The sequence below is a fragment of the Vibrio pomeroyi genome, from assembly GCF_024347595.1.
GTDB lineage: Bacteria > Pseudomonadota > Gammaproteobacteria > Enterobacterales > Vibrionaceae > Vibrio > Vibrio pomeroyi.
The window spans coordinates 550,640-575,020 of the sequence record NZ_AP025506.1; the positions used below are offsets into that span (position 1 = coordinate 550,640).

Annotated in this window: 21 protein-coding genes; 11 read left to right on the plus strand and 10 right to left on the minus strand. The window is 44.9% G+C overall.

Annotation, left to right across the window (positions count from 1 at the left end; all coding sequences use genetic code 11):
- Positions 1-70: 70 nt before the first annotated feature.
- A complete protein-coding gene (gene rpsT / locus OCV12_RS02430; RefSeq protein WP_004739529.1) occupies positions 71-331 on the minus strand; it encodes a 30S ribosomal protein S20 in 261 nt (86 codons plus the stop codon).
- 251 nt (positions 332-582) lie between these two features.
- On the opposite strand from rpsT, the gene murJ reads away from it, so the two are divergent.
- The 6 genes from murJ to ispH all read left to right on the plus strand — a co-directional run bounded on the left by murJ (position 583) and on the right by ispH (position 8,425).
- Positions 583-2,145 (plus strand): murein biosynthesis integral membrane protein MurJ, encoded by a 1,563-nt coding sequence (gene murJ, locus OCV12_RS02435; RefSeq protein ID WP_032545310.1) that lies wholly within the window; start codon positions 583-585, stop codon positions 2,143-2,145.
- Positions 2,146-2,215: 70 nt separating this feature from the next.
- Positions 2,216-3,151: a bifunctional riboflavin kinase/FAD synthetase gene (ribF, locus tag OCV12_RS02440; protein WP_017062867.1), complete on the plus strand. Its 936-nt coding sequence runs from the start codon at positions 2,216-2,218 to the stop codon at positions 3,149-3,151.
- Between the two features lie 63 nt (positions 3,152-3,214).
- Entirely contained in the window at positions 3,215-6,055 is a 2,841-nt protein-coding gene (gene ileS / locus OCV12_RS02445) for an isoleucine--tRNA ligase (RefSeq protein WP_261885270.1), read from the plus strand.
- Positions 6,056-6,213: 158 nt separating this feature from the next.
- Positions 6,214-6,714: a signal peptidase II gene (gene lspA, locus OCV12_RS02450; RefSeq protein WP_004739521.1), complete on the plus strand. Its 501-nt coding sequence runs from the start codon at positions 6,214-6,216 to the stop codon at positions 6,712-6,714.
- Positions 6,715-6,898: 184 nt separating this feature from the next.
- Positions 6,899-7,330: an FKBP-type peptidyl-prolyl cis-trans isomerase gene (gene fkpB, locus OCV12_RS02455; protein WP_145575390.1), complete on the plus strand. Its 432-nt coding sequence runs from the start codon at positions 6,899-6,901 to the stop codon at positions 7,328-7,330.
- Positions 7,331-7,468: 138 nt separating this feature from the next.
- Entirely contained in the window at positions 7,469-8,425 is a 957-nt protein-coding gene (ispH, locus tag OCV12_RS02460) for a 4-hydroxy-3-methylbut-2-enyl diphosphate reductase (RefSeq protein WP_171731860.1), read from the plus strand.
- A gap of 83 nt (positions 8,426-8,508) precedes the next feature.
- Here the strand turns inward: ispH and btsR are convergent, their stop codons facing one another.
- The 3 genes from btsR to OCV12_RS02475 form a co-directional block, all read right to left on the minus strand.
- Positions 8,509-9,240 (minus strand): two-component system response regulator BtsR, encoded by a 732-nt coding sequence (gene btsR / locus OCV12_RS02465; RefSeq protein WP_132762242.1) that lies wholly within the window; start codon positions 9,238-9,240, stop codon positions 8,509-8,511.
- A gap of 92 nt (positions 9,241-9,332) precedes the next feature.
- Entirely contained in the window at positions 9,333-11,003 is a 1,671-nt protein-coding gene (locus OCV12_RS02470; protein ID WP_261885271.1) for a sensor histidine kinase, read from the minus strand.
- 264 nt (positions 11,004-11,267) lie between these two features.
- Positions 11,268-12,758, minus strand: a complete 1,491-nt coding sequence (locus OCV12_RS02475; RefSeq protein ID WP_261885272.1) for a carbon starvation CstA family protein — start codon at positions 12,756-12,758, stop codon at positions 11,268-11,270.
- 354 nt (positions 12,759-13,112) lie between these two features.
- Between OCV12_RS02475 and OCV12_RS02480 the strand changes: the two genes are divergently transcribed.
- On the plus strand, positions 13,113-13,463 hold the full coding sequence (locus tag OCV12_RS02480; RefSeq protein WP_017629790.1) for a DUF2799 domain-containing protein: 351 nt from the start codon (positions 13,113-13,115) through the stop codon (positions 13,461-13,463).
- A 142-nt stretch (positions 13,464-13,605) separates the two neighbouring features.
- On the opposite strand, the gene murQ is transcribed toward OCV12_RS02480, so the two are convergent.
- Genes murQ through OCV12_RS02500 form a run of 4 tightly spaced genes read right to left on the minus strand, consistent with a single transcriptional unit; the run spans position 13,606 to position 18,146 of the window.
- Positions 13,606-14,526: an N-acetylmuramic acid 6-phosphate etherase gene (gene murQ, locus OCV12_RS02485; protein ID WP_261885273.1), complete on the minus strand. Its 921-nt coding sequence runs from the start codon at positions 14,524-14,526 to the stop codon at positions 13,606-13,608.
- A gap of 30 nt (positions 14,527-14,556) precedes the next feature.
- The gene (locus tag OCV12_RS02490; RefSeq protein ID WP_261885274.1) at positions 14,557-15,669 is read right to left on the minus strand and encodes an anhydro-N-acetylmuramic acid kinase; all 1,113 of its coding nucleotides are present in this window, start codon (positions 15,667-15,669) and stop codon (positions 14,557-14,559) included.
- Complete coding sequence (locus tag OCV12_RS02495; protein ID WP_261885275.1) at positions 15,666-16,550, minus strand: BadF/BadG/BcrA/BcrD ATPase family protein; 885 nt, start codon at positions 16,548-16,550, stop codon at positions 15,666-15,668. Before OCV12_RS02495 ends, OCV12_RS02490 begins: the two co-directional genes overlap by 4 nt.
- A 3-nt stretch (positions 16,551-16,553) precedes the next feature.
- Positions 16,554-18,146 carry a sodium:solute symporter gene (locus OCV12_RS02500; RefSeq protein ID WP_261885276.1) on the minus strand — a complete coding sequence of 531 codons (1,593 nt, stop codon included), beginning with the start codon at positions 18,144-18,146 and terminating at the stop codon, positions 16,554-16,556.
- 241 nt (positions 18,147-18,387) lie between these two features.
- On the opposite strand from OCV12_RS02500, the gene OCV12_RS02505 reads away from it, so the two are divergent.
- From OCV12_RS02505 to tyrA, 4 genes are all read left to right on the plus strand, one after another.
- A complete protein-coding gene (locus OCV12_RS02505; protein ID WP_261885277.1) occupies positions 18,388-19,236 on the plus strand; it encodes a MurR/RpiR family transcriptional regulator in 849 nt (282 codons plus the stop codon).
- 11 nt (positions 19,237-19,247) lie between these two features.
- The gene (gene nagZ / locus OCV12_RS02510) at positions 19,248-20,237 is read left to right on the plus strand and encodes a beta-N-acetylhexosaminidase (RefSeq protein ID WP_261885278.1); all 990 of its coding nucleotides are present in this window, start codon (positions 19,248-19,250) and stop codon (positions 20,235-20,237) included.
- A 246-nt stretch (positions 20,238-20,483) separates the two neighbouring features.
- Positions 20,484-21,557, plus strand: a complete 1,074-nt coding sequence (locus tag OCV12_RS02515) for a 3-deoxy-7-phosphoheptulonate synthase (RefSeq protein WP_239849321.1) — start codon at positions 20,484-20,486, stop codon at positions 21,555-21,557.
- A 101-nt stretch (positions 21,558-21,658) separates the two neighbouring features.
- The gene (tyrA, locus tag OCV12_RS02520; protein ID WP_239830909.1) at positions 21,659-22,786 is read left to right on the plus strand and encodes a bifunctional chorismate mutase/prephenate dehydrogenase; all 1,128 of its coding nucleotides are present in this window, start codon (positions 21,659-21,661) and stop codon (positions 22,784-22,786) included.
- 164 nt (positions 22,787-22,950) lie between these two features.
- Here the strand turns inward: tyrA and OCV12_RS02525 are convergent, their stop codons facing one another.
- Entirely contained in the window at positions 22,951-23,961 is a 1,011-nt protein-coding gene (locus tag OCV12_RS02525; RefSeq protein ID WP_176682024.1) for a M23 family metallopeptidase, read from the minus strand.
- Positions 23,962-24,011: 50 nt separating this feature from the next.
- Positions 24,012-24,380 carry a PilZ domain-containing protein gene (locus tag OCV12_RS02530; RefSeq protein WP_261885279.1) on the minus strand — a complete coding sequence of 123 codons (369 nt, stop codon included), beginning with the start codon at positions 24,378-24,380 and terminating at the stop codon, positions 24,012-24,014.
- Between the last annotated feature and the right edge of the window lies 1 nt (position 24,381).

A 24,381-nucleotide genomic window follows, 5' to 3' on the forward strand; every position in this document is an offset into this window, starting at 1 on the left:
CTCAAAATTTAGATATAAAAAAACCGGCCTAGGCCGGTTTTTTTCGTTTTGCGTTGTAATCAAATTTCTATTAAAGAGCTTTGATTGCAGCAGCGAAACGAGACTTATGACGTGCAGCTTTATTCTTATGAATAAGGCCTTTAGTCGCCATACGGTCAAGAAGTGGTGTAACTTCTACAAGAGCAGCAGTTGCAGCTTCTTTATCACCAGCTGCGATAGCTGCGATAGTCTTTTTCATGTAAGTGCGCATCATAGAACGACGGCTAGCATTGTGCTGGCGACGTTTCTCAGCTTGGATAGCGCGCTTCTTAGCAGATTTACTGTTTGCCAAGGGTCTAACTCCCAAAAACTTAGTTCGGTGACAATTTAAGGGCGAGGACTATCCCTCATTAGCGCTTAATTGTCAAATGATTTGTGCAAAAACCAATCGTAGCCAAACAAACTTTGGTATGGAAAGGTCATCGCGGTTAAGATGGCGGGGATTCTAACAGCATTTTTAGACCAATGCTAATAAATATGCTTCTTAGGATAGGATAGTATTTATCCTCGCTTGAAAGTAATCAACTAGTGTCAGAGGTTTCTGTGAGTAAACGACTATTAAAGTCAGGCCTGATTGTCAGTGCTATGACTTTTGTTTCCCGTGTATTGGGGCTAGTACGTGATGTAGTAGTAGCAAATTTGATGGGGGCTGGAGCGAGTGCCGACGTATTTTTCTTCGCTAATAAAATCCCTAATTTCTTACGTCGACTTTTTGCAGAAGGTGCGTTTTCTCAAGCGTTTGTTCCTGTATTAACGGAATATCACGCGGCAGGTGATAAAGATAAGACTCGAGATTTAATTGCTAAGGTGTCGGGTACGCTCGGGGTTTTAGTGTCTATCGTCACGGTTATCGGGGTCTTGGGCTCTGGTGTGATCACCGCGATGTTTGGTGCAGGTTGGTTTATCGACTGGCTGAATGATGGCCCAGCGGCGCCTAAATTCGAACTGGCGAGCTTCATGCTCAAGATTACCTTCCCTTATTTATGGTTTATCACCTTTGTTGCTTTATCTGGTGCGATTCTTAATACATTAGGTAAATTTGCGGTCTCTTCTTTTACCCCTGTGTTCTTGAACGTAATGATCATCGGCGCAGCGTGGTTTATCTCTCCTAATCTGGAACAGCCTGAAATTGGCTTGGCTATCGGTGTATTCCTTGGTGGTTTAGTCCAATTCCTATTCCAAATGCCTTTCTTAATAAAAGCGGGTGTGTTGGTTAAGCCGAAGTGGGGCTGGAGAGATCCGGGTGTCGTTAAGATCCGCACATTAATGATCCCAGCACTGTTTGGTGTGTCTGTTAGTCAAATCAACTTATTGTTTGATACCTTCATTGCCAGTTTCCTAGCGACGGGCTCTATCAGTTGGCTGTATTACTCAGATCGCTTACTTGAATTCCCATTAGGGTTGTTTGGTATCGCGATTGCGACGGTGATTCTTCCTGCTTTATCTCGTAAACACGTAGACGCTCAAGGGGAAGGGTTCGCACATACCATGGACTGGGGCGTGCGCATGGTTTTGCTGCTTGGTATTCCTGCGATGTTAGGTCTTATCGTGTTAGCTAAACCTATGTTGATGGTGCTCTTCATGCGTGGTGAGTTCTCTCCACATGATGTACAACAGGCATCGATGTCATTGGTTGCGTACGCATCTGGCTTGCTTAACTTCATGCTGATAAAGGTATTGGCTCCGGGATACTACTCTCGCCAAGATACGAAAACACCGGTTAAGTACGGCATTATCGCTATGGTGACCAACATGGTGTTTAACGCGATCTTTGCTTATTTCTATGGTTATGTTGGTTTGGCGATTGCAACTGCATTGTCTGCCTTTGTGAATATGGCCTTGTTATATAGAGGATTACATCTTGCGGGTGTATATCAATTAACGAAGACAACTTTATTGTTCAGTGCCAAATTGATTATCTCGGGTGTGGTGATGGTAGCCGCTATTTTATGGCAGCTGGATAATATGCAACATTGGCTTGAATGGAGCTTTAGCCAGAGAGCGCTGACATTAACAGGCTTGATTGGACTTGGTGGCTTTGTTTATATTGTTTCGGTACTGATTTTAGGTATCCGAGTAAAACATTTAAAAGCAGCGACAGATTAATACTGATTAGTATATAATCCGTCGGTTTCACACAATAAATGATGCAAATAACAGGTTTTAGCTGATCATAATGGAACTGATCCGAGGTATACACAATATTAAAGCGCAGCATCATGGCTGTGTATTAACCATAGGTAACTTCGATGGTGTTCATTTAGGACATCAAGAGGTTCTGAGTCAGGTTTCTAAACAAGCTGCAGCATTAGGGCTACCTTCTGTTGTTATGACGTTTGAGCCGCAACCTATGGAGCTGTTTGCCCGAGATAGAGCGCCAGCACGTTTAACTCGCTTACGCGATAAGTACGTGCAACTGAGCAAGCTAGATATCAGTCGTTTATTGTGTGTCAATTTTAATCAGTATTTTGCAAGTTTATCCGCAGAAGCATTCATTAAAGATCTTTTGGTTGATAAGCTTGGTGTGAAGTTCTTGGTGGTTGGTGACGATTTTTGCTTTGGCAAAGGCCGCACTGGTAATTTCGCTATGCTTAAAGAAGCGGGCGAAAAGTATGGCTTTGAGGTGGTAAGCACCCAAAGTTATTGCTTAAACCAATTACGAGTCAGCAGTACTGAGATACGAAATGCATTAGCGGTCGATGACTTGGCTGCAAGTGCTACCATGTTAGGACGTGATTACAGTATTAGTGGTCGTGTGTCCCATGGTCGTAAACTGGGGAGAACCATAGGTTTCCCTACCGCTAATATTCCATTAAAGCGTTGTGTTTCTCCTGTATCGGGAGTGTATGTTGTTGAAGCATTGGATATCGATGGGGTTCCTGTCGGTGGCGTTGCTAATATTGGACAACGACCAACTGTTAATGGTGTAAGGCAGCAATTAGAAGTGCACTTTTTTGACTTTAAAGCCAATTTGTATGGTAAACAGTTAGAAGTACGACTTTTGCACAAACTGCGCGACGAGATAAAGTTTGAATCGTTCGACGCATTAAAGAATCAAATAGAATTGGATGCTGAAGCTGCAAGGGTGTGGCTGCTTCAGCTAAAGAATTAATCGGATGATTCCACCGATTAACATAATGTCTAACTTCGCCCAATATAACGGAATTAAGAATCGATGAGTGATTATAAAGATACCCTGAACTTACCAGAAACAGGGTTCCCAATGCGCGGCAATCTGGCAAATCGTGAGCCAGAAATGCTTAAGCGTTGGTACAAAGAAGATCTTTACGGCGAAATCCGTAAGGCAAAGAAAGGTAAAAAATCTTTCGTACTGCATGATGGCCCTCCATACGCGAACGGCGACATTCACATTGGCCACGCGCTGAATAAGATTCTTAAAGACATTATTATTAAATCTAAGACCCTTTCTGGTTTTGATGCACCGTACATCCCGGGTTGGGACTGTCACGGTCTTCCAATCGAACTAATGGTTGAGAAGAAGAAAGGTAAGCCAGGTCAGAAGATTTCGGCTGCTGAATTCCGCGAAGAGTGTCGTAAGTACGCTGCGGGCCAAGTTGAAGGTCAAAAAGAGAGCTTCAAACGTCTTGGTATCATGGGCGAGTGGGACAAACCTTACCGCACTATGGATTTCGGTACAGAAGCGAACATCATTCGTTCTCTAGGTAAAATCGCAGACAAAGGTCACCTTCTTAAAGGTTTCAAACCAGTTCACTGGTGTACTGACTGTGGTTCTGCTCTGGCTGAAGCTGAAGTTGAATACAAAGATAAAGTTTCTCCATCTATCGATGTGAAATTTACTGCAGCTGACGAAGCGGCTCTTCTAGAGAAATTTACTCTAGCTGAAGGCCACGCGGGTCAGGGCGAAATCTCTATCGTTATCTGGACAACAACACCATGGACTCTGCCTGCTAACCGCGCAGTATGTCTACGTGATGATCTTGAATACGTGCTTATCCAAGTTGAAGCGAATGGCGACCAGCCCGCTCAACGTATCGTTGTTGCTTCTGAACTAGCAAAAGACGTAATGGATCGTGCAGGTATCGAGCACTTCCACAACCTTGGTTTTGCTACTGGTGCTGATCTTGAGCTTTCTCAGTTCAACCACCCGTTCTACGACTTTACTGTTCCTGCTGTTCTTGGTGACCACGTTACAACAGATTCAGGTACTGGTGTGGTTCACACTGCGCCTGGTCACGGTCAAGAGGATTTCGTGGTTGGTAAGAAATACAACCTAGAAATCGCTAACCCAGTAGGCTCAAACGGCGTTTACCTGCCAGATACAGAGCTATTTGCTGGTCAACATGTATTCAAAGCGAACGATTCTGTTTTAGAAGTTCTAAAAGAGAAAGGTGCACTTCTGCATCACCACGCTTACGAGCACAGCTACCCACACTGTTGGAGACATAAAACTCCAATCATTTTCCGTGCAACACCACAATGGTTCATCTCTATGGATCAAGCTGGTCTACGTGCAAAAGCACTAGAGTCAACTAAGAATGTTGAGTGGATGCCAGAGTGGGGTCAAAGCCGTATCGAAGGTATGATCGAAGGTCGCCCTGAGTGGTGTATCTCTCGTCAACGTACTTGGGGTGTGCCAATTGCTCTGTTCGTTCATAAAGAAACGTCAGAACTTCACCCTGATAGCCCTGCACTTATTGAAAAAGTAGCGAAGCTAGTTGAAGATAAAGGCATTCAAGCTTGGTGGGATGTAGACGCTGCTGAACTTATGGGCGCAGAAGACGCTGATAAGTACGAAAAAGTAATGGATACGCTAGACGTATGGTTCGACTCAGGTGTTACGCACTTCTCTGTTGTTGACTCTCGTGAAGAATACAACGGCAACAGTGCTGATCTTTACCTTGAAGGTTCAGACCAACACCGTGGCTGGTTCCAGTCTTCTCTAATTTCATCTATCGCGATGAAAGACGAAGCACCATACAAGCAAGTGCTAACTCACGGTTTCGTGGTTGATGGTAACGGCCGTAAGATGTCTAAATCTATCGGTAACGTTGTTGCACCTAAAGATGTAACCAACAAGCTAGGTGCAGATATCCTGCGTCTATGGGTTGCTTCGACAGACTACACGGGTGAAGTTGCGGTTTCTGATGAAATCCTGAAGCGTTCAGCTGATGCTTACCGTCGTATTCGTAACACAGCTCGTTTCTTCCTAGCGAATTTGAACGGTTTCAACCCTGAAACTGACCTAGTTCCTGCTGAAGAGATGGTTGCACTTGATCGCTGGGCTGTTGGCCGTGCACAAGCTGCACAAGAAGAGATCGTTAAAGCATACGGTGAGTACAACACTCACGGTGTAACTCAGCGTCTAATGCAGTTCTGTTCTATCGAAATGGGTTCTTTCTACCTAGACGTAATCAAAGACCGTCAGTACACAGCGAAGCAGGGCAGCCATGCTCAACGTAGCTGTCAGACTGCGCTTTACTACATCGTAGAAGCTCTAGTTCGTTGGATGGCACCTATCATGTCGTTCACTGCAGATGAAATCTGGAACGAGATGCCTGGTCAACGTGACAAGTTCGTATTCACGGGTGAGTGGTTCGAAGGTCTATTTGGTCTTGCTGAAGGCGAAGAGCTAAGCAACGAATTCTGGGCTGAAATCCAAACCGTTCGTGGCGCAGTGAACAAGCTTCTTGAAGACGCTCGTAAAGAGAAAACAATCGGTGGTGCTCTGCAAGCTGAAGTGACTCTATACGCTGACGACGCAATAGCGGCTAAGATCAACAAGCTAGAAGATGAGCTACGTTTCGTACTTATCACTTCTGCTGCGGTTGTTAAGCCACTAAGCGAGAAGTCTGATGCAGCTCAAGCGACAGACGTTGAAGGTCTATTTGTTGAAGTAGCAGCGACTGAAGCTGAGAAGTGTGACCGTTGCTGGCACCACACTCCAGATGTAGGCACTATCGAAGGTCACGAGAAAGTTTGTGGTCGTTGTGTGTCGAACATTGACGGTGAAGGCGAAGTGCGTAAATTCGCATAACCGCTCAGAGAAAGACTGAACTTTTTGTAAAAATTATAGCCCCAGTATCAACTGGGGTTATTTTTAATTATAGGAAATGTGTTTCGCCAAGTTGGGTACTGATGATCACTTAAATCAGGTGAGAATGAATACCAGCTTCGTAAATACTAGGAATAGAAATGAGTGAAGTTTCGTTAAAACAATCTGGTGTGCGTTGGTTATGGTTGGCTCTATTGGTCTTCCTTGCAGATATCGGCATTAAACTTTTTGTCATGGACAACATGGGTTATGGCTGGGCAAACCGTATTGAGGTGCTGCCGTTCTTTAACTTCTTGTACGTTCATAACTACGGTGCAGCATTTAGCTTCTTGAGCGACCAAAGTGGTTGGCAGCGTTGGTTATTTACCGGTATCGCATTTGCAGTAACGGGCATGCTGACGTACTGGATGAGCAAACTACCAGCGACAGAAAAGTGGAACAACATCGCTTATGCAATCATCATTGGTGGTGCGGTTGGCAACGTATTTGACCGTGTAGTACACGGCTTTGTTGTCGATTACTTAGACTTCTACTGGGGCACTTACCACTGGCCTGCATTCAACTTAGCGGATATGGGAATCTGTATCGGTGCTGCGATGATCATCCTCGATGGTTTCCGCAAGAAAGATGAAAGCAAATAGGCGAATAAGCCTTAAGTAAAAACGCTTTGAAATAGATTGCCTTAAAGTCAGTCTATGACTCACAGAATAGAATAGCCCTAAGCGCTGTCGGTTGATTCCGGTGGCGCTTTTTTTTATGCTGCAACTAATATGAGAGCAAAGCAGAATGCGTTCTCAAATAATAAAGAAGTCTAAGGAAAGTAACGTGGCAGCAATTAAAAATGATTCAGCAGTAACCCTACACTTTACGATTAAGATGAAGGATGGTTCAGTTGCCGATAGTACGGAAAATATGGGCAAACCAGCGAAGTTCGTTATGGGTGATGGCAGCCTAAGTGAGAACTTCGAAGCATGTCTGCTTGGACTTGAAGAAGGCACAGAAAAGTCTATCGAACTGAAAGCACAAGATGCGTTCGGTATGCCTAATCCAGACCATATTCACCATATGGATAAAGCAAAATTTGCTGGTGGCACAGATGTTGAAGTTGGCACCATCATGGCATTCTCTGGCCCTGACGGTATGGAAATCCCAGGTATTATTACAGATATCGCGGGTGACTCAGTGACGGTTGATTTTAATCACCCACTAGCAGGCCAAGACGTTACGTTTGATGTCAATATCTTAGCTGTCGAATAGCTCTCTTAACGTTAGAATAGCACCGCCTTACAGCTGTGACACACAACCCAGAGCTTCACTGTCTAGGCGCTTCACTGTAGAATGCGAACCTCGCTGACGGCGAACTCTATAGAAACAACCTTAGTACCGCGGTAAATGATGAGCAATGAAATGAAAATAATGTTAGCTAACCCTCGTGGCTTTTGTGCCGGTGTCGATCGTGCGATCAGCATCGTAGAGCGCGCACTTGAAATGTATCAGCCACCGATTTATGTTCGCCATGAAGTGGTACATAACCGCTTTGTTGTTGAAGGGCTTAAGCAACGTGGTGCTATTTTTGTCGAAGAGCTGAGTGAAGTGCCAGACGATAACATCGTAATTTTCTCTGCTCACGGTGTATCTCAAGCTGTTCGTAAAGAAGCGAAAGAGCGTGAACTGACTGTATTTGATGCAACGTGTCCTTTGGTGACGAAAGTTCATATGGAGGTTGCTCGTGCGAGCCGCAAACATATGGAAGTAGTACTGATTGGTCACGCAGGTCACCCTGAAGTTGAAGGTACTATGGGTCAGTACGCTAGTCAAACCGGTGGTATGTACTTGGTTGAAAGACCAGAGGACGTACAGAACCTAGTGGTGAATGATCCAACTAACTTGCACTACGTGAGCCAAACTACGCTGTCTGTGGATGAGACGGCTGATGTGATAGAAGAGCTACGTCGTGTGTTCCCTGAGATTCAAGGTCCACGTAAAGACGACATCTGTTACGCGACTCAAAACCGTCAAGACGCAGTGCGTGAGATGGCAAACGACGTTGACGTAGTGATTGTGGTTGGTTCTAAGAACTCATCGAATTCAACACGTTTAAAAGAGCTGGCTGAGAAGCTTGGCACACCAGGTTACCTAACGGATTGTCCTGAAGACATTCAAACAGAATGGGTTGAAGGCAAGAAGAAAATCGGTGTAACCGCTGGTGCTTCTGCTCCTGAAGAGCTAGTTAACCAAATCTTAGATCGTATCCGTGAGTTAGGTGCGACTGATGTTGAAGAGATTCAAGGTCGTGAAGAGAACATGTTCTTCGAAGTACCGAAAGAGCTACAGATCAAGCAAGTCGATTAATCTTTATCGACTCGTAAACAGTAAAAAGCCAACGTTGATGCGCTGGCTTTTTTGATCGTGCAATATCTAAGCTTAAATTATGCTTACTGAAGGCCGAGTTGCTCTTTTAACGTCTTGAGGTAGCGACGGCTAACAGGGACTTCAAAGCCTGTCAGTGTAATGATCTCGGCCAGTCCATTTTCTAACAACTTGATCTCTTGGATCGATTTTATGTTGATCAAATATTGTCGATGACAGCGGATCAAATCGGTCTTTTCTTCCAAGATCTTCAGGGTTAGTTGTGAGGTTGCCGTTTGTGATGAGCTGCGAACATGCACGCCACTGATATCGGAATAGGCGCATTCAACCGTTTGGCTTGCCATGATCACAATGCGGTTATGACCAATACACGGAATCTGCTCTAAGTGGCAGGGAGCAATCGCAGAGATGTCTTGTTCAGGTGCTTTCTGGTTTTGCTTGATGACTTTATTCAGACGACAAACACTCTTGTTTAATCGACAAGGTTCAACGGGCTTGAGTAGGTAGTCAAAGGCATTGTCTTCAAAGGCTTGAATCGCATATTGATCGTAGGCGGTCACAAACACCACGTAAGGCATGGTTTCCGGGTCAAGCATGCTCAGTAATTCAATCCCAGTGACCTGAGGCATTTGAATGTCCAAATACACCACATCAGGCTTGAGAAGGTTGATCTGCTTAAGCCCTTCAATTGCGTTACTCGCTTGACCAATGACTTCAACTTCTCCAGTTTCAGTCAGCAGCTCAATCAACTCTTCGCGAGCAAAAAGCTCATCATCGACAACTAGTGCTTTTAACATCCTACAATCTTCATTTTGATTCTATCCCTGCTTGTTTCTATATATGTCTTCTAAATATGCTTACCGAGAAGCTATCACCTACGAAAAGACCGCTATTTTAGTATAGGTATGATAAAGCTCATTCGAGTAAATTGCTGTGGTTGAGATTCTATTTTTAGTGCTGAGTCTTGTCCAAAGAAATTAGTGAGTCGTTTATCAACAATCTCCATACCTAATCCGACATGATCTTGAGATGGCTTCTGATAGTTACCAGCATTGTCTTCGACGATCAACTTGAATCCACCTTTGAAAGCCTCGCTGTAGATCTTCACTGTGCCACCTTCCAACATGTTCGAAATACCATGTTTGATGGCGTTCTCAACCAATGGTTGCAGAGTAAAGCTTGGCAGTTGAGACTCGTATAATTGTGGGTCTATGTCCCATTCCACTTCTAGTCTATCGGTGAAACGCGCCTTCTCAATGGTGAGATACGCATTGACGTGTGCCAGCTCATCTTTGAGTTTCACAGTATTGATGTTCTGCTTAAGGTTGCTTCTAAAGAAGTGGGATAGGTGTTGAATGAGCTCTCGCGCTTTATCAGGATCACGACGTGTAACAGCACTAATAGTATTGAGCGCATTAAACAAGAAGTGCGGGTTAACCTGAGCGTGCAACAGTTTGATCTCAGCTTGAGTGAGCAGGGTCTGTTGCTGCTGATAGTTGCTGAACAGGATCTGACTCGATAATAGCTGAGCGATACCCTCTGCCATCGACATGTTAATGGTCGAGAATAGCTTCAGCTTAGGCTCATACAGTTTAATGGTACCGACGACTTCGTTACCAGCACGCAGTGGGATAATGAGCGCAGAGCCTAACTTACAATCTTGAGATAGAGAACATTGGTATGGGTTCTCTTTACCATCAAGGTAGATGATGTCGTTCTTTTCCATCGAAGTGAGGGTACTCTGCGATGAAATCGGTGTGTTTGGAATATGGTGTTCATCGCCAATGCCGACGAAAGCGAGGATTTTTTCTCGGTCGGTAATCGCAACAGCACCAACGTTGGTTTCTTCATAAACGATACGCACGATTTTTTGTGCATTATCAGAAGTGAAGCCGCCATGCAGAATACCCACCGAACGCTCGGCAATGGTGAGTGCGCGGCGTGAGAAGGTGGCGGAGTATTTCTCGAAGATGGTTTTTCTGTCTTGGATGATGCTCATGAACAGTGCCGCACCCACTGAGTTTGCAATGATCATTGGCGCAGCAATATCAGAAACCAGAGCGTAGGACTGCTCAAACGGTTTGGCGACTGCGAGCAGAATCAACATCTGAATGATCTCGGCAAACAGGGTGACAGAGAACACTACCAGCGGATTAAACAGCTGACTGGCTTTGTTCTTTCTGACTAGGTAAACATGCAGCAAGCCACCAATCAAGCCTTCTGCTGTCGTTGATATAGCACAAGCTAAGTCTGTAAAACCACCTAATGAATAGCGATGTATCCCGCCAGTAAATCCGACCGCAAAGCCAACCACAGGACCACCGAACAAACCGCCCATTACCGCGCCCATAGCTCGCGTATTGGCGATGGCGTCATTGATCTGCAGTCCGAAATAGGTGCCCATAATGCAGAACAGGGAAAACAGAACGTAGCAGCTGATCTTATGGCTTAAGCGAGATGAGATGCTCAACAAAGGGAGAATCAGTGGGGTTTTACTTAACATGTAAGCAATCACTAAGTAGACGCAGGTTTGTTGCAGCAGAGAGAGAATGAGTTCCATATTTTCACCTATTGAGACGCTTGTTAAGTGTAAAGCTCATTGCTTGGTAACGGTAGCTTTGCTTGTGTTTTAGTGGGGTATATTCGCTTCCCAGAGTCGAAAGCATTAACGCCTGAAAACAATAAAGCCCATCACAGTGGACGGGCTTTAGTCTTAGATTCCACTAATCACTCAGTGATTACGGGAACAAGCGAAGTTGTGTTTGGCTGTTCTTTTGTCTCTTTCTCTGAAGATTGGTCTCTTGTTCCCAAGAGCCTTAAAGAACTAGGCTGTTTTGGTGACGCCTTTTACTTCTTTCTCTTCTTCATCTGCAAGGTCGATGTCGCCTTTGCCTTTTGAAATCTTAATAACGTAAGCCGCAACACCTAGTGCACTCACCACACCAATGATGGTTGAGATTTGCATTGGTAGACCGAAGCCTAGTTGGCTGTTGTTCAGGATGAACGTGATACACACAGACGTCATGAAGATAGCTGGAACCGTTGTTACCCAGTGCAGTTTGTTGTGACGAAGTAGGTAAGCTGAAGCTGTCCACAGCATCATTACTGCTGTTGATTGGTTAGCAAAACCGAAGTAGCGCCAGATGATACCGAAATCAACTTGAGTCAAGATGCCACCGATAACGAACAGTGGTAACGCCATTAGTAGACGATTACGCAGTGTTTTCTGCTCCATGTTGAAGTATTCAGCAAGGATAAGACGGCTTGAACGGAACGCTGTGTCACCAGAAGTGATTGGTAGGATAACCACGCCAAGGAATGCAAGGATACCGCCAAATACACCCAGTAGACCAAATGAAGCGCTGTATACCACGTTACCTGGGCCGCCGTTTGCAATCGCGTCAGACAGAGACTCAACTGAACCGAAGAAAGACAGAGCAAGTGCACACCAGATTAGAGCGATGATGCCTTCACCAATCATTGCGCCGTAGAATACGAAGCGACCGTTCTTCTCGTTTTCCATGCAACGCGCCATCAAAGGAGACTGAGTTGCGTGGAAGCCAGAGATAGCACCACATGCGATTGTGATGAATAGCGCAGGCCAAAGTGGTAGGTCATTCGGGTTCATGTTAGTGAACATGTCGCTCATCTCAAAACCACCCATGATTTGGTGTTCGTCAGATAGACCAATCGCAGTGATTAGGCCAACAGACATGAAGATAAGCAGTGCGCCGAACAGTGGGTAGAAGCGACCAATGATTTTATCGACAGGGACAATCGTTGCGATGATGTAGTAAGCAAAGATGATAACAACCATCGTCGTTGCAGACATCGCGAAATCAGTTTGGTCGTTCACTAGGTTAGTGATCATACCTGCTGGAGCAGATACGAATACCACACCAACAAGAAGTAGTAGAACAATGGCAAAGATGTTCATAAAGTGTTTTGCGCCATTGCCTAGGTAACGTCCAGTAATGGTTGGAACCGAAGCACCGCCATTACGGATAGATAACATACCTGAGAAGTAGTCGTGTACTGCACCTGCGAAGATACAACCTAGAACGATCCAAAGCATTGCTGCTGGGCCGTAAAGGGCACCCATGATAGGGCCGAAGATTGGACCTACACCTGCGATATTAAGCAGCTGAACTAGGTAAACCTTTGGTGTCGACATTGGAACGTAGTCCACGCCATCTTGCTTAGTGTGAGCAGGTGTTTGGCGTTTTTCATTGATACCGAAAATCTTCTCGATAAAGGTACCGTAAATAAAGTAGCCACCAATGAGTGCTGCAACACAGGTAAGAAACCACATCATAATTTGTTATCCCTGAATGTATTAATTAAGTCAGGGTGTATATTAAAGGAGTCGATGAGAAGAAACTTCCGCTACGAGAGTGAGTGGTCGAATAGCCAATTTAACGGTGTTATAACTGATTGAGTGGTTTGTTTACTGTGCTGAGTGGCAGATATTTATATCGAGAGGCCTATTAGCTTTATAGAGAGGTTGTTTGAACTGGCTTAGCGGCGACTACTGATTCCGAGTGGTCGAAATTGGCCTAAAGTGGCGAACATTAGACAATAAGTGGACATCGACAGGCGTTCAGCGGAGAATCACCACAAAGGCAGCGCTTCGTCAGAAAGTGGTGAAGTAATAATATAAAGGATTGAAATGAAAAAAATAATCGCACTATTCGCCGTGGCATTTAGCCTTGCAGGATGCAGCGCCAATATTCAAGATTTAGCGGCAGAAGGTAACTGGAAAGAGATTGGTTACCGTGATGGTATTAAAGGCCACACTCAGCGTTCTTATCAAGAGATGGCTGCGCTTGGCGCTGTTGACCAAGCAAGTTACACAGAAGGTTATCACTCAGGAGTGACTGAATACTGTAACCCTAACCATGCTTATCAGATTGGCTTGTCTGGTCAGGTGTATGAAGGTGTATGTTCTGGTACGGAAGACGCTCAACGTTTCCGCATGGAATGGCAGCGTGGCTGGGATGAGTTCTCGAACGACTATTAATCTGGTTTACGGTTAATTCGTTATCTCGTTAAATAGCAAATCTCGCTACATAAAAAGCACCTAGCTAAATAAAAACCAGTACTTCATGTGTACTGGTTTTTTTGTATCAAGCTTTCATCTGTATCGAAGACTAATCCGACGTTTACTGATTATTCTCAACCGCTTTTCGCAGGAAGCCATTTTGTTGGTCAAGCTGAGCCTTGGCACTTTCAAAATCAAGCCCGGTTAGAATCATCAAAATAGCGAGCTTCACGTCATAGTTGGTGTTTTTTAGTGTCGACACGGCCAGTGCTTTATCACACTCAGTCGCTTGAATCACGATGCGAGCGGCGCGGGCAACCAACTTTTCATTGGTTGCTTTTACGTCAACCATCAAGTTCTGGTAGCTCTTACCAATGCGAATCATACTCGCAGTCGTCAGCATATTAAGTACCAGCTTTTGTGCAGTACCTGATTTCAAACGAGTTGATCCCGTTAATGCTTCTGGGCCAACTACTGGGCTAATTGCTATTTGAGCGATCTCGGCAATTGGAGAGTCAGGGTTACAAGACAGAGCTACGGTCACCGCCCCGATTTGATTGGCATAGTTAAGTGCACCAATCACGTAAGGTGTGCGGCCACTGGCTGCAATGCCAACCACAACATCATTTTCTGAAAACTGAATCGCTTTCAGGTCTTCAATACCTAGAGTCAGCGAATCTTCCGCGCCTTCTTTAGCTTTTAAAATGGCTTCTGGCCCGCCAGCGATGAGACCGATAACCATCTTGTCTGAAACACCGAAAGTCGGTGGGCATTCTGATGCATCTAACACACCTAATCGACCACTGGTGCCTGCGCCCATATAAATCAGTCGACCGCCGTTTTGGAAGGCGTGAGCGATTTTATCAACGGCTTGAGCGATCTGTGGAAGCTCGGCCTCGATAGCGAGTGGTACTTGTTTGTCTTGTTGGTTAATCTTTTCAACCACTTCGAGAGAGGTGAGTAGATCAATATCCATAGTATCAGGGTTTCTCCCCTCCGAAACGAGGTGCGAGAGCGCTGATATGAGAGCGTCGTTACTCATAATGATCCTTAAATGATGGTTCTAAATTGTTTAGTCAGCACGATAGAGAACGCCTAGAGAGGCAGCCCTGCTTGCGCCAGTCACTTCGGTTAAATTACTTGGCAGTTGATGCACATGACGTTGAGCAAGCCATGCAAAGGCCATCGCTTCCATATAATCGGCATCAACGCCTTTACTGGTGGTCGACTCTACTTCCCAGTTAGGAAGTAGTTCAGACAATCTTTTCATCAACAATGGGTTTCTTGTACCGCCACCACACACATAGAGTGCAGGTTGGTTGCCCAAGCGATAAGTCTCCACTTCATTGGCTATCGTCAAAGCGGTGTATTCACAAAGCGTGCGCTGAACATCTTCTGCTGTAAGGTCTTTAAACTCAGTAAGTTGTTGTTCTAACCACGGTAGGTTAAACAACTCTCTACCGGTACTCTTCGGTGGCAGTTGAGATAGATAGGATTCATCCAACAGCTGTTCGAGTAAAGCTTGGTTGAGTTGGCCTTTAAGAGCAAACTGCGCATCGCGGTCGAATTTGTCACCCGTGTGTTTATCTACCCAAGCGTCCATCAACATATTGCCTGGGCCTGTATCATAACCAAGCGTTGGCTGATTCGGGCGTAGCACCGAAATGTTCGAGATACCGCCAATGTTCAACACCACAACCGAGCTGTCTTGCGGGTGAAAAATAGTATGGTGAAATGCTGGTACGAGTGGGGCACCTTGCCCGCCTAGCGCCATGTCCTTGCGTCTGAAATCGGCGACGGTTTGAATCTCTGTTTTTGCAGCGATGATATTGGCATCACCCAACTGCATGGTAAAGGGTGATTCGCCCGTTGGCTGGTGGAATACCGTTTGACCATGGTTACCAATCGCCGTTACAGAAGAGGCCGGAGTACCTGATTTTTCGAGAAGTTGCAGAACCGCATCAGCAAATAAATGACCAAGCTGGTGGTCGAGTTCACCAATGGCAATCAAATCCGTTTTCTGACCAATACAGACTTCAAGCAGACGGGCTTTAAGGTCATCAGGCATAGGAAACTCATCATGCGCGAGCAATGTGATACGAGTGCCTTCTATCGACACTAAGGCGGTATCAACGCCATCCATACTCGTGCCTGACATCACGCCGATATATAACTCTGACTTCATTGTTCATTTCCTAAATTGAGCATGTGGATCTTTTGGTGAGCGATAACTTCAGCACCATCCAGAGCATCACCTTGAATGTCTAAGGCGCGAGCTTGAAGCTCTTGAGAAAGCTTAGGGCGATAGAATTGCCCTAAGCTGCCTAAAAACATAATCGGTAAGCTGTTATTTTCTGAGCATGCTCGTGTGAGCTTCTCTATTTCTTCATTACCTTGTTTTAATATGGTACTTGCTGTTGAGCAGCGTTGCTCTATATCAACGAGTTCTCGTGCAAATTGCGCATAATCGGTCGCATTGGCTCTATTGATCCACTTAAGAATATCACTACGTTCGCTACCTATTTTATTCATGACAAACTGGCTCGTTAAAGAGGAATGTTTGTCATCAAATTCGGCTAGAGTTTGCTGCACAGCTCGAAACCCAAGCCAAGCGCCACCCCCTTGATCGCCAATCGGGAACCCCCACCCACCAAACTGATGAGTCACATATTCGCTATCTAACTGAATGGCAACTGAACCTGTGCCAATCGCAATGCAGTTAACGCCTTGCCCTGCGTTAGCACCAAATACCGACGCCTCAGCATCAGTTGTCACATATAGGTGTGGGCAGTGGGCTAATGCCGATTGTAGCTTGGCTTTTAATTGTTTATTTCCTGCACCAGCCACGCCAACCACAATATAGCACTGTTTAGCTTTAATCTGATTCACACTCAACATTTCTTCAATATAATGAGTCAGTTGAGTGATTGCCGTTTCACCATATAAGGTCAATGACGTCGCCGCTAAAGTGCGTTCTTGAATGACACTTGGTGTGGGTGATATTTGCTTCAGTCTCATGGCGGTTTTGGTTCCACCGCCATCGACTGCCAAAGTATGGGTAATCATTGGCTAAACCGTTTGTAGTTTATTAACTTCTTGAGTCTGCTTCTTTCCTGCAAGGCACACGATTAATGATACAAACGTGCCGACACAGAGTTGATACGGGAAGGCTAATCGAATACCCACCCAATCCGCGTTAATAACACCCATCACGCTATCCCACACATAAGCTTGCATCAGTAATGTCGTTAAGAAGCCTGCCACAAGCGCTAAGGCTACAGACGTTTCATTGCCGCGTTCAGTGAAAATCGCCGTGAAGTAGACACCCAGTAATCCGGTGTAAGCAAACACCATCACACTCAAAGCGAACGATAACAGTGGCATGTCTGTGTACTGTTGCCAGTAATAACAAAGGATACCCATACTACCCAAGGCTACGGCCGCAGCAGCCATACCAAAGCGTCCAGCTTTTACGTAATGGAAGTCATCTTGCTCCCCCTTACGAGCTTCTAACCAAGGCTTGTAAATGTCTTGTACCGCAACTGAAGACATTGAGTTTAAGCCAGAGTTTAGTGTTGAAAGCGCTGCAGCAACTACCCCAACAGTCACTAAGCCACGAAGACCTGCAGGCATTTCATTCAGCACGTAGTACATGAAGATCGTGACGTTTTCGCCATTGAAATTTTGTACGACGTCTTTGCCTTCAACACCCATGAGTTCAGGTCTTTGGTAGAAGACATACAAGAGTAGGCCAATCGACATAAATACCAACACGACAGGGATCGAGAAGATGATTGAGTTGATCATCGCCTTTGAACCTTGCTTGGCATCTTTACAAGTCAAAACGCGTTGCGTCATGTCTTGATCAAGACCAAACGCACCGATGTTTAACAGCACAAAACCAGTGATACATGCCCAGAAGCTAAAGGTGCCAGCAGGGCTAAAGTCGAGCGTGAAATCGAGTAGGGTCAGCTTCGATGATTGTCCTTCACCTGGATTCGCAAGCACCTGAGCAATTTGGCTAAAATCGGCTGGGATCTGACCTAATAGGTAGATAATTACCGCAATAGCTGCGCCTACATAAACAATGAGTTGGATTAAGTCACTCCAGATAACGGAACGAATGCCGCCCATGTAGGTATAAGCGAGGCCAACGGCGACAAGGATCACAACCGAAGTGACTACGCTGCTTGGGTCAATGTTGGTAAATAGGATCATAGATACTGCGATAGCCGCCATGTATAGGCGAGCACCAGAAGCAAACACACGACCGACCAAATACATCACACCGGCGCGCTGTTTGGTCTTCTCACCAAAGCGCACTTTCAGCAGTTCATAAACGGTAGAGACTTTGTTTTGGTAGAAACGAGGGATTAGAACGAGCGCTACAAAAATTGCACCAAGAATACCGCCAATGTTGGTCGCTAGGTAAGTGAGATCACCACGGTAGCTAGACTCTGGTCCACCTAAAAACGTCGCTGCGGATTGTGAGGTCGCCAGTACCGAGATAGCAACAACCCACATTGGCATGGAGTTACCACCTAAGAAATAGTCTTTGGTACTTGTGATTTTTGTTCGGCTAAAGTGCCAACCAGTAAAAGCGATAATGGCGAAATATATCGCAAATACCGCCCAGTCCAGTGAGGTAAATAGTGAATTCATAGCAGCTCCGTAGCATGAATAGAGTAGAGGGTGTTTATTGTTATTTTTTCAGAATGTCAGTTTGAATAATGAGTTTCAAAATCTATTCCTTGGTGGAATAGTGACCAATGGTTTTCTTTGACAGTGATCCCAGAAGGTTATGTCAGCTATTCCAAACGGCAGAATGTGAAGGAATAATTATTCCAATGAAAATACAAAACTCGTTATGATAACGAGGTGAGGTCAAAGGGAAGAGCGTTTAATGAAAGGCATTGCGAAAGTTAAAGCGTTATTACCAAAACTCTCTCCATCGGATTCGCTGGTGGCTCGTTACGTACTGGATCATCCACAGCAAGTTAAGCAGCTTTCGTCTCCTGAGTTGGCCAAAGCGGTGGGAGTGAGCCAGTCGACGATCGTAAAGTTTAGCCAGAAGCTCGGTTACAAAGGGTTTTCTGAGATGAAGATGAAGATCTATCAGAGTGATATGACTTATCAGCCGGTATCCCAGCGAGGAATACATGGCACCATCACCAGAAAAGATCCGCCCGATACCGTGATGGACAAACTTCTTGCAAGTAAAACACAATCGCTTGAGCGTACCGTGTTATTAAATGAAGGTGAACAGCTGAGCAATGCCGCTGATTTACTGCATCTTGCTAATAAAATACAGATTTCAGGTGTAGGTGCATCATCTCTGGTCGCTAAAGACTTCGCTTACAAGCTGATGAAAATAGGCCATGCTGTTAACGCAGAACAAGATGCCCATATTCAGATAGCTAACGCCGCTTCTCTTTCTGAAAGTGATGTATTGGTTGCGATTTCCTATTCAGGAAAAACCAGAGAAGTGGTGAAGGTCGCTCAGTTGGCGAGATCGAAAAAGGCAAAGGTGATTGTGATTAGTCAGTTATCTCCTTCTGCTTTAGACAAATATGCGGATATCAAACTTATCTCGGCAGCTGACGAAAACCATATTCGCAGTTCATCGATTACGGCTCGTGATAGCCAACTTTTTATTACTGACTTGTTGTTCATTGCGTTAACTCAGCAAGAAGAGCAAGCCGACCAATTAATTGAACAAAGTAAATCTGCAGTAGCGGAATTTAAGCAATAGAAGGAAATTTTATGGGACCGTTGTGGGTTGATGTTGCAGGCTACGAACTGACCGCTGAAGACAGAGAGATTTTAGAGCATCCAACTGTTGGTGGTCTCATCTTATTTGCTCGAAACTACCACGATAGCAAACAACTATCGGCGTTAAACAAAGAGATCCGTAAAGTTGCGAAGCGTCCTATTTTGATTGGTGTTGACCAAGAGGGCGGTCGAGTACAACGCTTCCGTGACGGCTTTTCAATTATCCCAGCAGCTCAAGAATTTGCGACCAAAAACAATGGCGAACAACTAGCAGAACAAGCGGGTTGGTTGATGGCTGCGGAATTGATTGCCCATGATATCGACCTGAGTTTTGCACCAGTCTTAGACAAAGGCCATGACTGTAAAGCGATTGGTAGCCGAGCATTTGGTGAAGATATCGATACCATCGTTCGTCACAGTAGTGCTTTTATTAAGGGCATGAAGTCGGTTGGTATGGCGACAACTGGAAAGCACTTTCCCGGGCATGGCGGTGTGATTGCTGATTCACACCTTGAAACGCCTTATGACCCAAGAGACGACATTTTTGAAACCGATATGGCGATTTTTAAGGCGCAAATTGAAGCGGGAATATTAGATGCGATGATGCCTGCGCACGTGGTTTTCTCTCATTACGATGACCAACCTGCAAGTGGCTCTCAATATTGGTTACAAAAAGTATTGAGACAAAAACTGGGCTTTAAAGGCCTGATCTTCTCTGATGATTTAACCATGGAAGGCGCTGCGATTATGGGCGGTCCTGCCGACAGAGCAAAGGCTGCTTTGAATGCAGGGTGCGACATGGTGTTAATGTGTAATAAACGAGATGCACAAATAGAGGCTCTCGATCACTTAGCTATCCAAGAGGTGCCTTTAGCCAACTCATTGCTTAAAAAACACAGTTTTGATTTATCGACTCTTCACTCAGATAGCCGATGGAAAGAGGCTTCAGAGCAAATTAAGCGAATGCTAGGCAATGAGTGATAAATAAACACATAATAATTTTAGATAGGGCGATATGATAAATATCGCCTTTTTTGTATGTGTAGGGCGTGGTTTAGAGCTATTTGATAGCCTGAACTAGTTAAAGCAGTGGTGTAAAATTAAAATTACACTAAATGTTTTTTATTGTTTACACTTGCAATCGTTTTTGTAGCTGTTATTGTGTTTTTAAAGATTGTTAGCCCAAATGGAAATGTTGGGTGTAAAAATAAATATACAGGTTGAGTTATGCAGAAAAGTGAATTAAGCAATGTCAATATCATCGACGAACAGGTACTGATTACTCCTGAGGAGTTAAAAGCAAAACTGCCTTTGAGTGATAATGCTCGTCGTTTCATTCAAGAGTCTCGTCAAACTATCGCAAACATTATTCATAAGAAAGATCATCGCATGCTTGTTGTATGTGGCCCATGTTCTATCCACGATATTGAAGCTGCGAAAGAGTACGCGAAACGCCTAAAAGCACTTTCTGAAGAACTGAGCGATCAACTGTATATTGTAATGCGTGTTTACTTTGAAAAGCCTCGTACTACTGTTGGTTGGAAAGGTTTGATTAATGACCCTCATCTAGATGGTACTTTCGATATTGAGCATGGTCTGCATGTTGGTCGAGAGCTATTGGTTGAGCTTGCTGAGATGGAAATTCCACTCGCAACAGAAGCACTAGACCCAATCAGCCCACAATACCTAGCAGACACCTTCAGCTGGGCAGCAATCGGCGCTCGTACGACTGAATCACAAACTCACCGTGAGATGGCAAGTGGTCTTTCAATGCCAATCGGCTTCAAAAACGGTACTGATGGCAACCTAGGTACTGCAATCAATGCGATGCAGGCAGCTTCTTCTAGCCACCGCTTCATGGGTATCAGCCGCGAAGGTCAAGTTGCACTGCTTACTACTCAAGGCAACCCAAATGGTCACGTTATTTTACGTGGCGGTAAGCAAACGAACTACGATTCAGTTTCTGTACACGAATGTGAACAAGAGCTTGGTAAATCAGGCTTAGAAGCGGCGCTGATGGTTGACTGTAGCCACGCAAACTCTCGCAAAGATTTCCTTCGCCAACCTCTAGTTGCAGAAGATGTGATTCACCAAATTCGTGAAGGCAACAAGTCGATCATCGGCCTTATGATTGAAAGCCATATTAACGAAGGAAACCAATCTTCGGATATACCTCTCAATGAGATGAAATACGGCGTATCTATTACCGACGCGTGTATCAATTGGGATTCAACTGAGGCACTATTGAAACATGCACATACGGAATTAGTCCCGTTCTTAGAGAACCGCTTGAAAGGTTAGTCAGAGTTTTAAATTTAAGTGCCTCATCTAATGGGGCATTTTAAGATCTGTTACTAGCGAAATCAGCGTTAGTACGGGCTTATAGATTAGTAAGGAATAAAATGGCCGTTGAACTGAACGAATTACGCGACCAAATCGATGCTGTCGATAAACAAATGCTGGATTTACTTGCTCAGCGATTGGCTTTAGTGGAGAAAGTCGGTGAAGTAAAAAGTGAACATGGTTTACCTATTTATGTGCCGGAGCGCGAAGCGGCAATGCTGGCATCTCGTCGTCAAGAAGCCGAGAAAATAGGGGTTCCACCACAGTTAATCGAAGATATTTTGCGTCGTACTATGCGTGAGTCTTATGCCAGTGAGAAAGATTCTGGTTTTAAGTGTCTTAACCCAGAGTTACGTTCAGTGGTTATCGTTGGTGGTAATGGTCAACTTGGCGGTCTGTTTGGCCGTATGTTTAAGCTTTCTGGCTACGAAGTGAAAATCCTTGGCAGCCAAGATTGGGATAGAGCCGACGAAATCTTAGATAGCGCAGGGCTTGTGGTTGTTACCGTCCCAATTCACCTAACGGAAGGTGTAATTGCAAAACTGGGTAACTTACCAAGCGATTGTATTCTTTGTGATTTAACATCGATTAAGTCAAAACCGCTGCAAGCAATGATGAACATGCACCAAGGCCCGGTAGTTGGTTTACACCCAATGTTTGGCCCTGATGTACCAAGCCTAGCGAAACAAGTGATTGTTTACAGTGATGGACGTGGTTCTGAAAACTACCAATGGCTACTGAATCAATTTGGTATCTGGGGTGCGAGCCTATGTCAGATGGATGCTGCTGAGCACGACCACGGTATGACTTTGATTCAAGCACTTCGCCACTTCACCTCTTTTGCTTACGGCCTTCACCTAAGCAAAGAGAATCCGAACATCGATCAACTTCTGAAGCTGAGCTCGCCAATCTACCGTCTAGAGATTGCGATGGTTGGCCGTCTGTTTGCTCAAGACCCGAACTTGTACGGCGACATCATTCTCTCTTCAGATGAGAACATTGAGATGATTCGACGCTTCCACCGTTGTTTTGGTGAAGCTCTTGAGATCTTAGATGGAAAAGATAAAGCCAAGTTCGTTGAGAGTTTTAACCAGGTGAGTGACTGGTTTGGTGATTACTCACAGCAATTCTTGCAAGAGAGTCAAAGCCTATTAAAACAAGCACATGACTCGATTCACCGTGGCTAAGTACGGTTTGAAATCATGAAAAAGAGCGACCATTGGGTCGCTCTTTTTGTTTGTGCTGAACGCTATGAAAGTATTTGGCCTACAGTAGGCTAAAAGCAATTAGATCATCGTAGGCCAAATCAACTGTTCCTAATAACCAATAGCTAATAACCAACAGCTAAAAACTAGTTAGTCGCGATAGGCTTTTTAGTATCTTCACTTGATACCGTGTCGATAGTCGAACTGATGTAAGGCACGTTTGTTAGGTTGATCTGCAAGCGAACTACATTATCAATCAGTTGAACCAGTGGACCCCACTTAACCTTTTTCTCTTTCTCAAACACGTAGTTGAAGTTCTCAGGTGTCCAGTCCATCAAGTATTGAGGGTTCAACGAGCGACCAAGGAAGCGTACTTCATAGTGTAGGTGTGGCCCGGTTGAGTTACCTGAGTTACCACAGCTTGCAATCACATCGCCTTTACTTACGAACTGACCGCTGCGAACTTTGAATTTCTGTAGATGAGCGTAAGAACTCATGAAGCCGAACGAGTGGCGCATGGTAATAAAGTTGCCGAAGCCTTTATTGCTCGGACGAACCGTTTCAATTACACCATCTGCAGGCGCTAAGATATCTTCGCCGCGCTTACACGTCAGGTCGATACCGGTATGGTTGTGGCGCTTACCTGTGATCGGGTTGGTACGGCGACCATAAGAAGATGAGATACGCTGATAAGCCATTGGGCTGTCGTTTGGAATCAAGCGGAACATGGTGGCTCTTACCGCTGAATCGACGGCCGCAGCATCAATGCGATCTTCTAGTGATACTTCATCAGTAAGTAGCTCTTCATCGGCAAGGCCAAGTACGGATTCCACATCAAATACACGCTTACCAAGCAGCTGAATCGTGCCTTCTTTCTCGGTTAATGTTTGCGACAAAGAGTGGTTGGTTTCTACTTGTTCAGCATAAAGAAACTCAGTTTGCTCTTTTTCAACAATCAGGGTTTCAATCAACTCTTGTGCGTCACCCGCTTGCATCGCGAGTTCTTGCTGATTCTCGAAGTGCATGTAGGCAGCGCCGCCAATCAGTAACGGTACTGAAAAAATGGCAGTGGTGCACATGAGCACGGCTTTTCGCCCGAAGTAAAACGTCTGTTCCCCCTGACTAGAGGGAATGGTGATGGAAATTTTTTTAGACATGGTTCTGTATTAACTAAATGCTTCTAATAGACAAATGGGTTACGGAGATATTACTCACTACCTAAGTCGGTAAGATGTTCAATCTCTCTATAAAGCAGTTCATCGTCACCAACGTTAAGCTCCACAAGGCGCTTAAGGTGGCTAATACTATCAATATCTAAATGCTCTATGCGTAAACGCATTGAGGTATTGATGGTAGAGACTATCGTTGCTTCTAACTGAATATTGATATCACTGTTTGTCAGCGTAAAGCTCACGTGAACAGGCACATCGTGGCTGAGTTGTTGCCATTCTTCACATTGAATGAGTAAACCATGGAGCGACAAATCTTGCACTGAGCCGGATACATTTACTTGTCCTTGTGAGATCTCAGTCGGGACTTGATAAATAACTCGTGAAAATTGACGTCTTTCAACCATA

Bases quoted from the DNA above. Each gene is read 5' to 3' on its own strand.
- ribF (WP_017062867.1), top strand. From the start codon at position 2,216: ATGGAACTGATCCGAGGTATACACAATATTAAAGCGCAGCATCATGGC.
- ileS (WP_261885270.1), top strand. From the start codon at position 3,215: ATGAGTGATTATAAAGATACCCTGAACTTACCAGAAACAGGGTTCCCA.
- lspA (WP_004739521.1), top strand. From the start codon at position 6,214: ATGAGTGAAGTTTCGTTAAAACAATCTGGTGTGCGTTGGTTATGGTTG.
- ispH (WP_171731860.1), top strand. From the start codon at position 7,469: ATGAGCAATGAAATGAAAATAATGTTAGCTAACCCTCGTGGCTTTTGT.
- btsR (WP_132762242.1), bottom strand. From the start codon at position 9,240: ATGTTAAAAGCACTAGTTGTCGATGATGAGCTTTTTGCTCGCGAAGAG.
- OCV12_RS02470 (WP_261885271.1), bottom strand. From the start codon at position 11,003: ATGGAACTCATTCTCTCTCTGCTGCAACAAACCTGCGTCTACTTAGTG.
- OCV12_RS02475 (WP_261885272.1), bottom strand. From the start codon at position 12,758: ATGATGTGGTTTCTTACCTGTGTTGCAGCACTCATTGGTGGCTACTTT.
- OCV12_RS02480 (WP_017629790.1), top strand. From the start codon at position 13,113: ATGAAAAAAATAATCGCACTATTCGCCGTGGCATTTAGCCTTGCAGGA.
- murQ (WP_261885273.1), bottom strand. From the start codon at position 14,526: ATGAGTAACGACGCTCTCATATCAGCGCTCTCGCACCTCGTTTCGGAG.
- OCV12_RS02490 (WP_261885274.1), bottom strand. From the start codon at position 15,669: ATGAAGTCAGAGTTATATATCGGCGTGATGTCAGGCACGAGTATGGAT.
- OCV12_RS02495 (WP_261885275.1), bottom strand. From the start codon at position 16,550: ATGATTACCCATACTTTGGCAGTCGATGGCGGTGGAACCAAAACCGCC.
- OCV12_RS02500 (WP_261885276.1), bottom strand. From the start codon at position 18,146: ATGAATTCACTATTTACCTCACTGGACTGGGCGGTATTTGCGATATAT.
- OCV12_RS02505 (WP_261885277.1), top strand. From the start codon at position 18,388: ATGAAAGGCATTGCGAAAGTTAAAGCGTTATTACCAAAACTCTCTCCA.
- nagZ (WP_261885278.1), top strand. From the start codon at position 19,248: ATGGGACCGTTGTGGGTTGATGTTGCAGGCTACGAACTGACCGCTGAA.
- OCV12_RS02515 (WP_239849321.1), top strand. From the start codon at position 20,484: ATGCAGAAAAGTGAATTAAGCAATGTCAATATCATCGACGAACAGGTA.
- tyrA (WP_239830909.1), top strand. From the start codon at position 21,659: ATGGCCGTTGAACTGAACGAATTACGCGACCAAATCGATGCTGTCGAT.
- OCV12_RS02525 (WP_176682024.1), bottom strand. From the start codon at position 23,961: ATGTCTAAAAAAATTTCCATCACCATTCCCTCTAGTCAGGGGGAACAG.
- OCV12_RS02530 (WP_261885279.1), bottom strand. From the start codon at position 24,380: ATGGTTGAAAGACGTCAATTTTCACGAGTTATTTATCAAGTCCCGACT.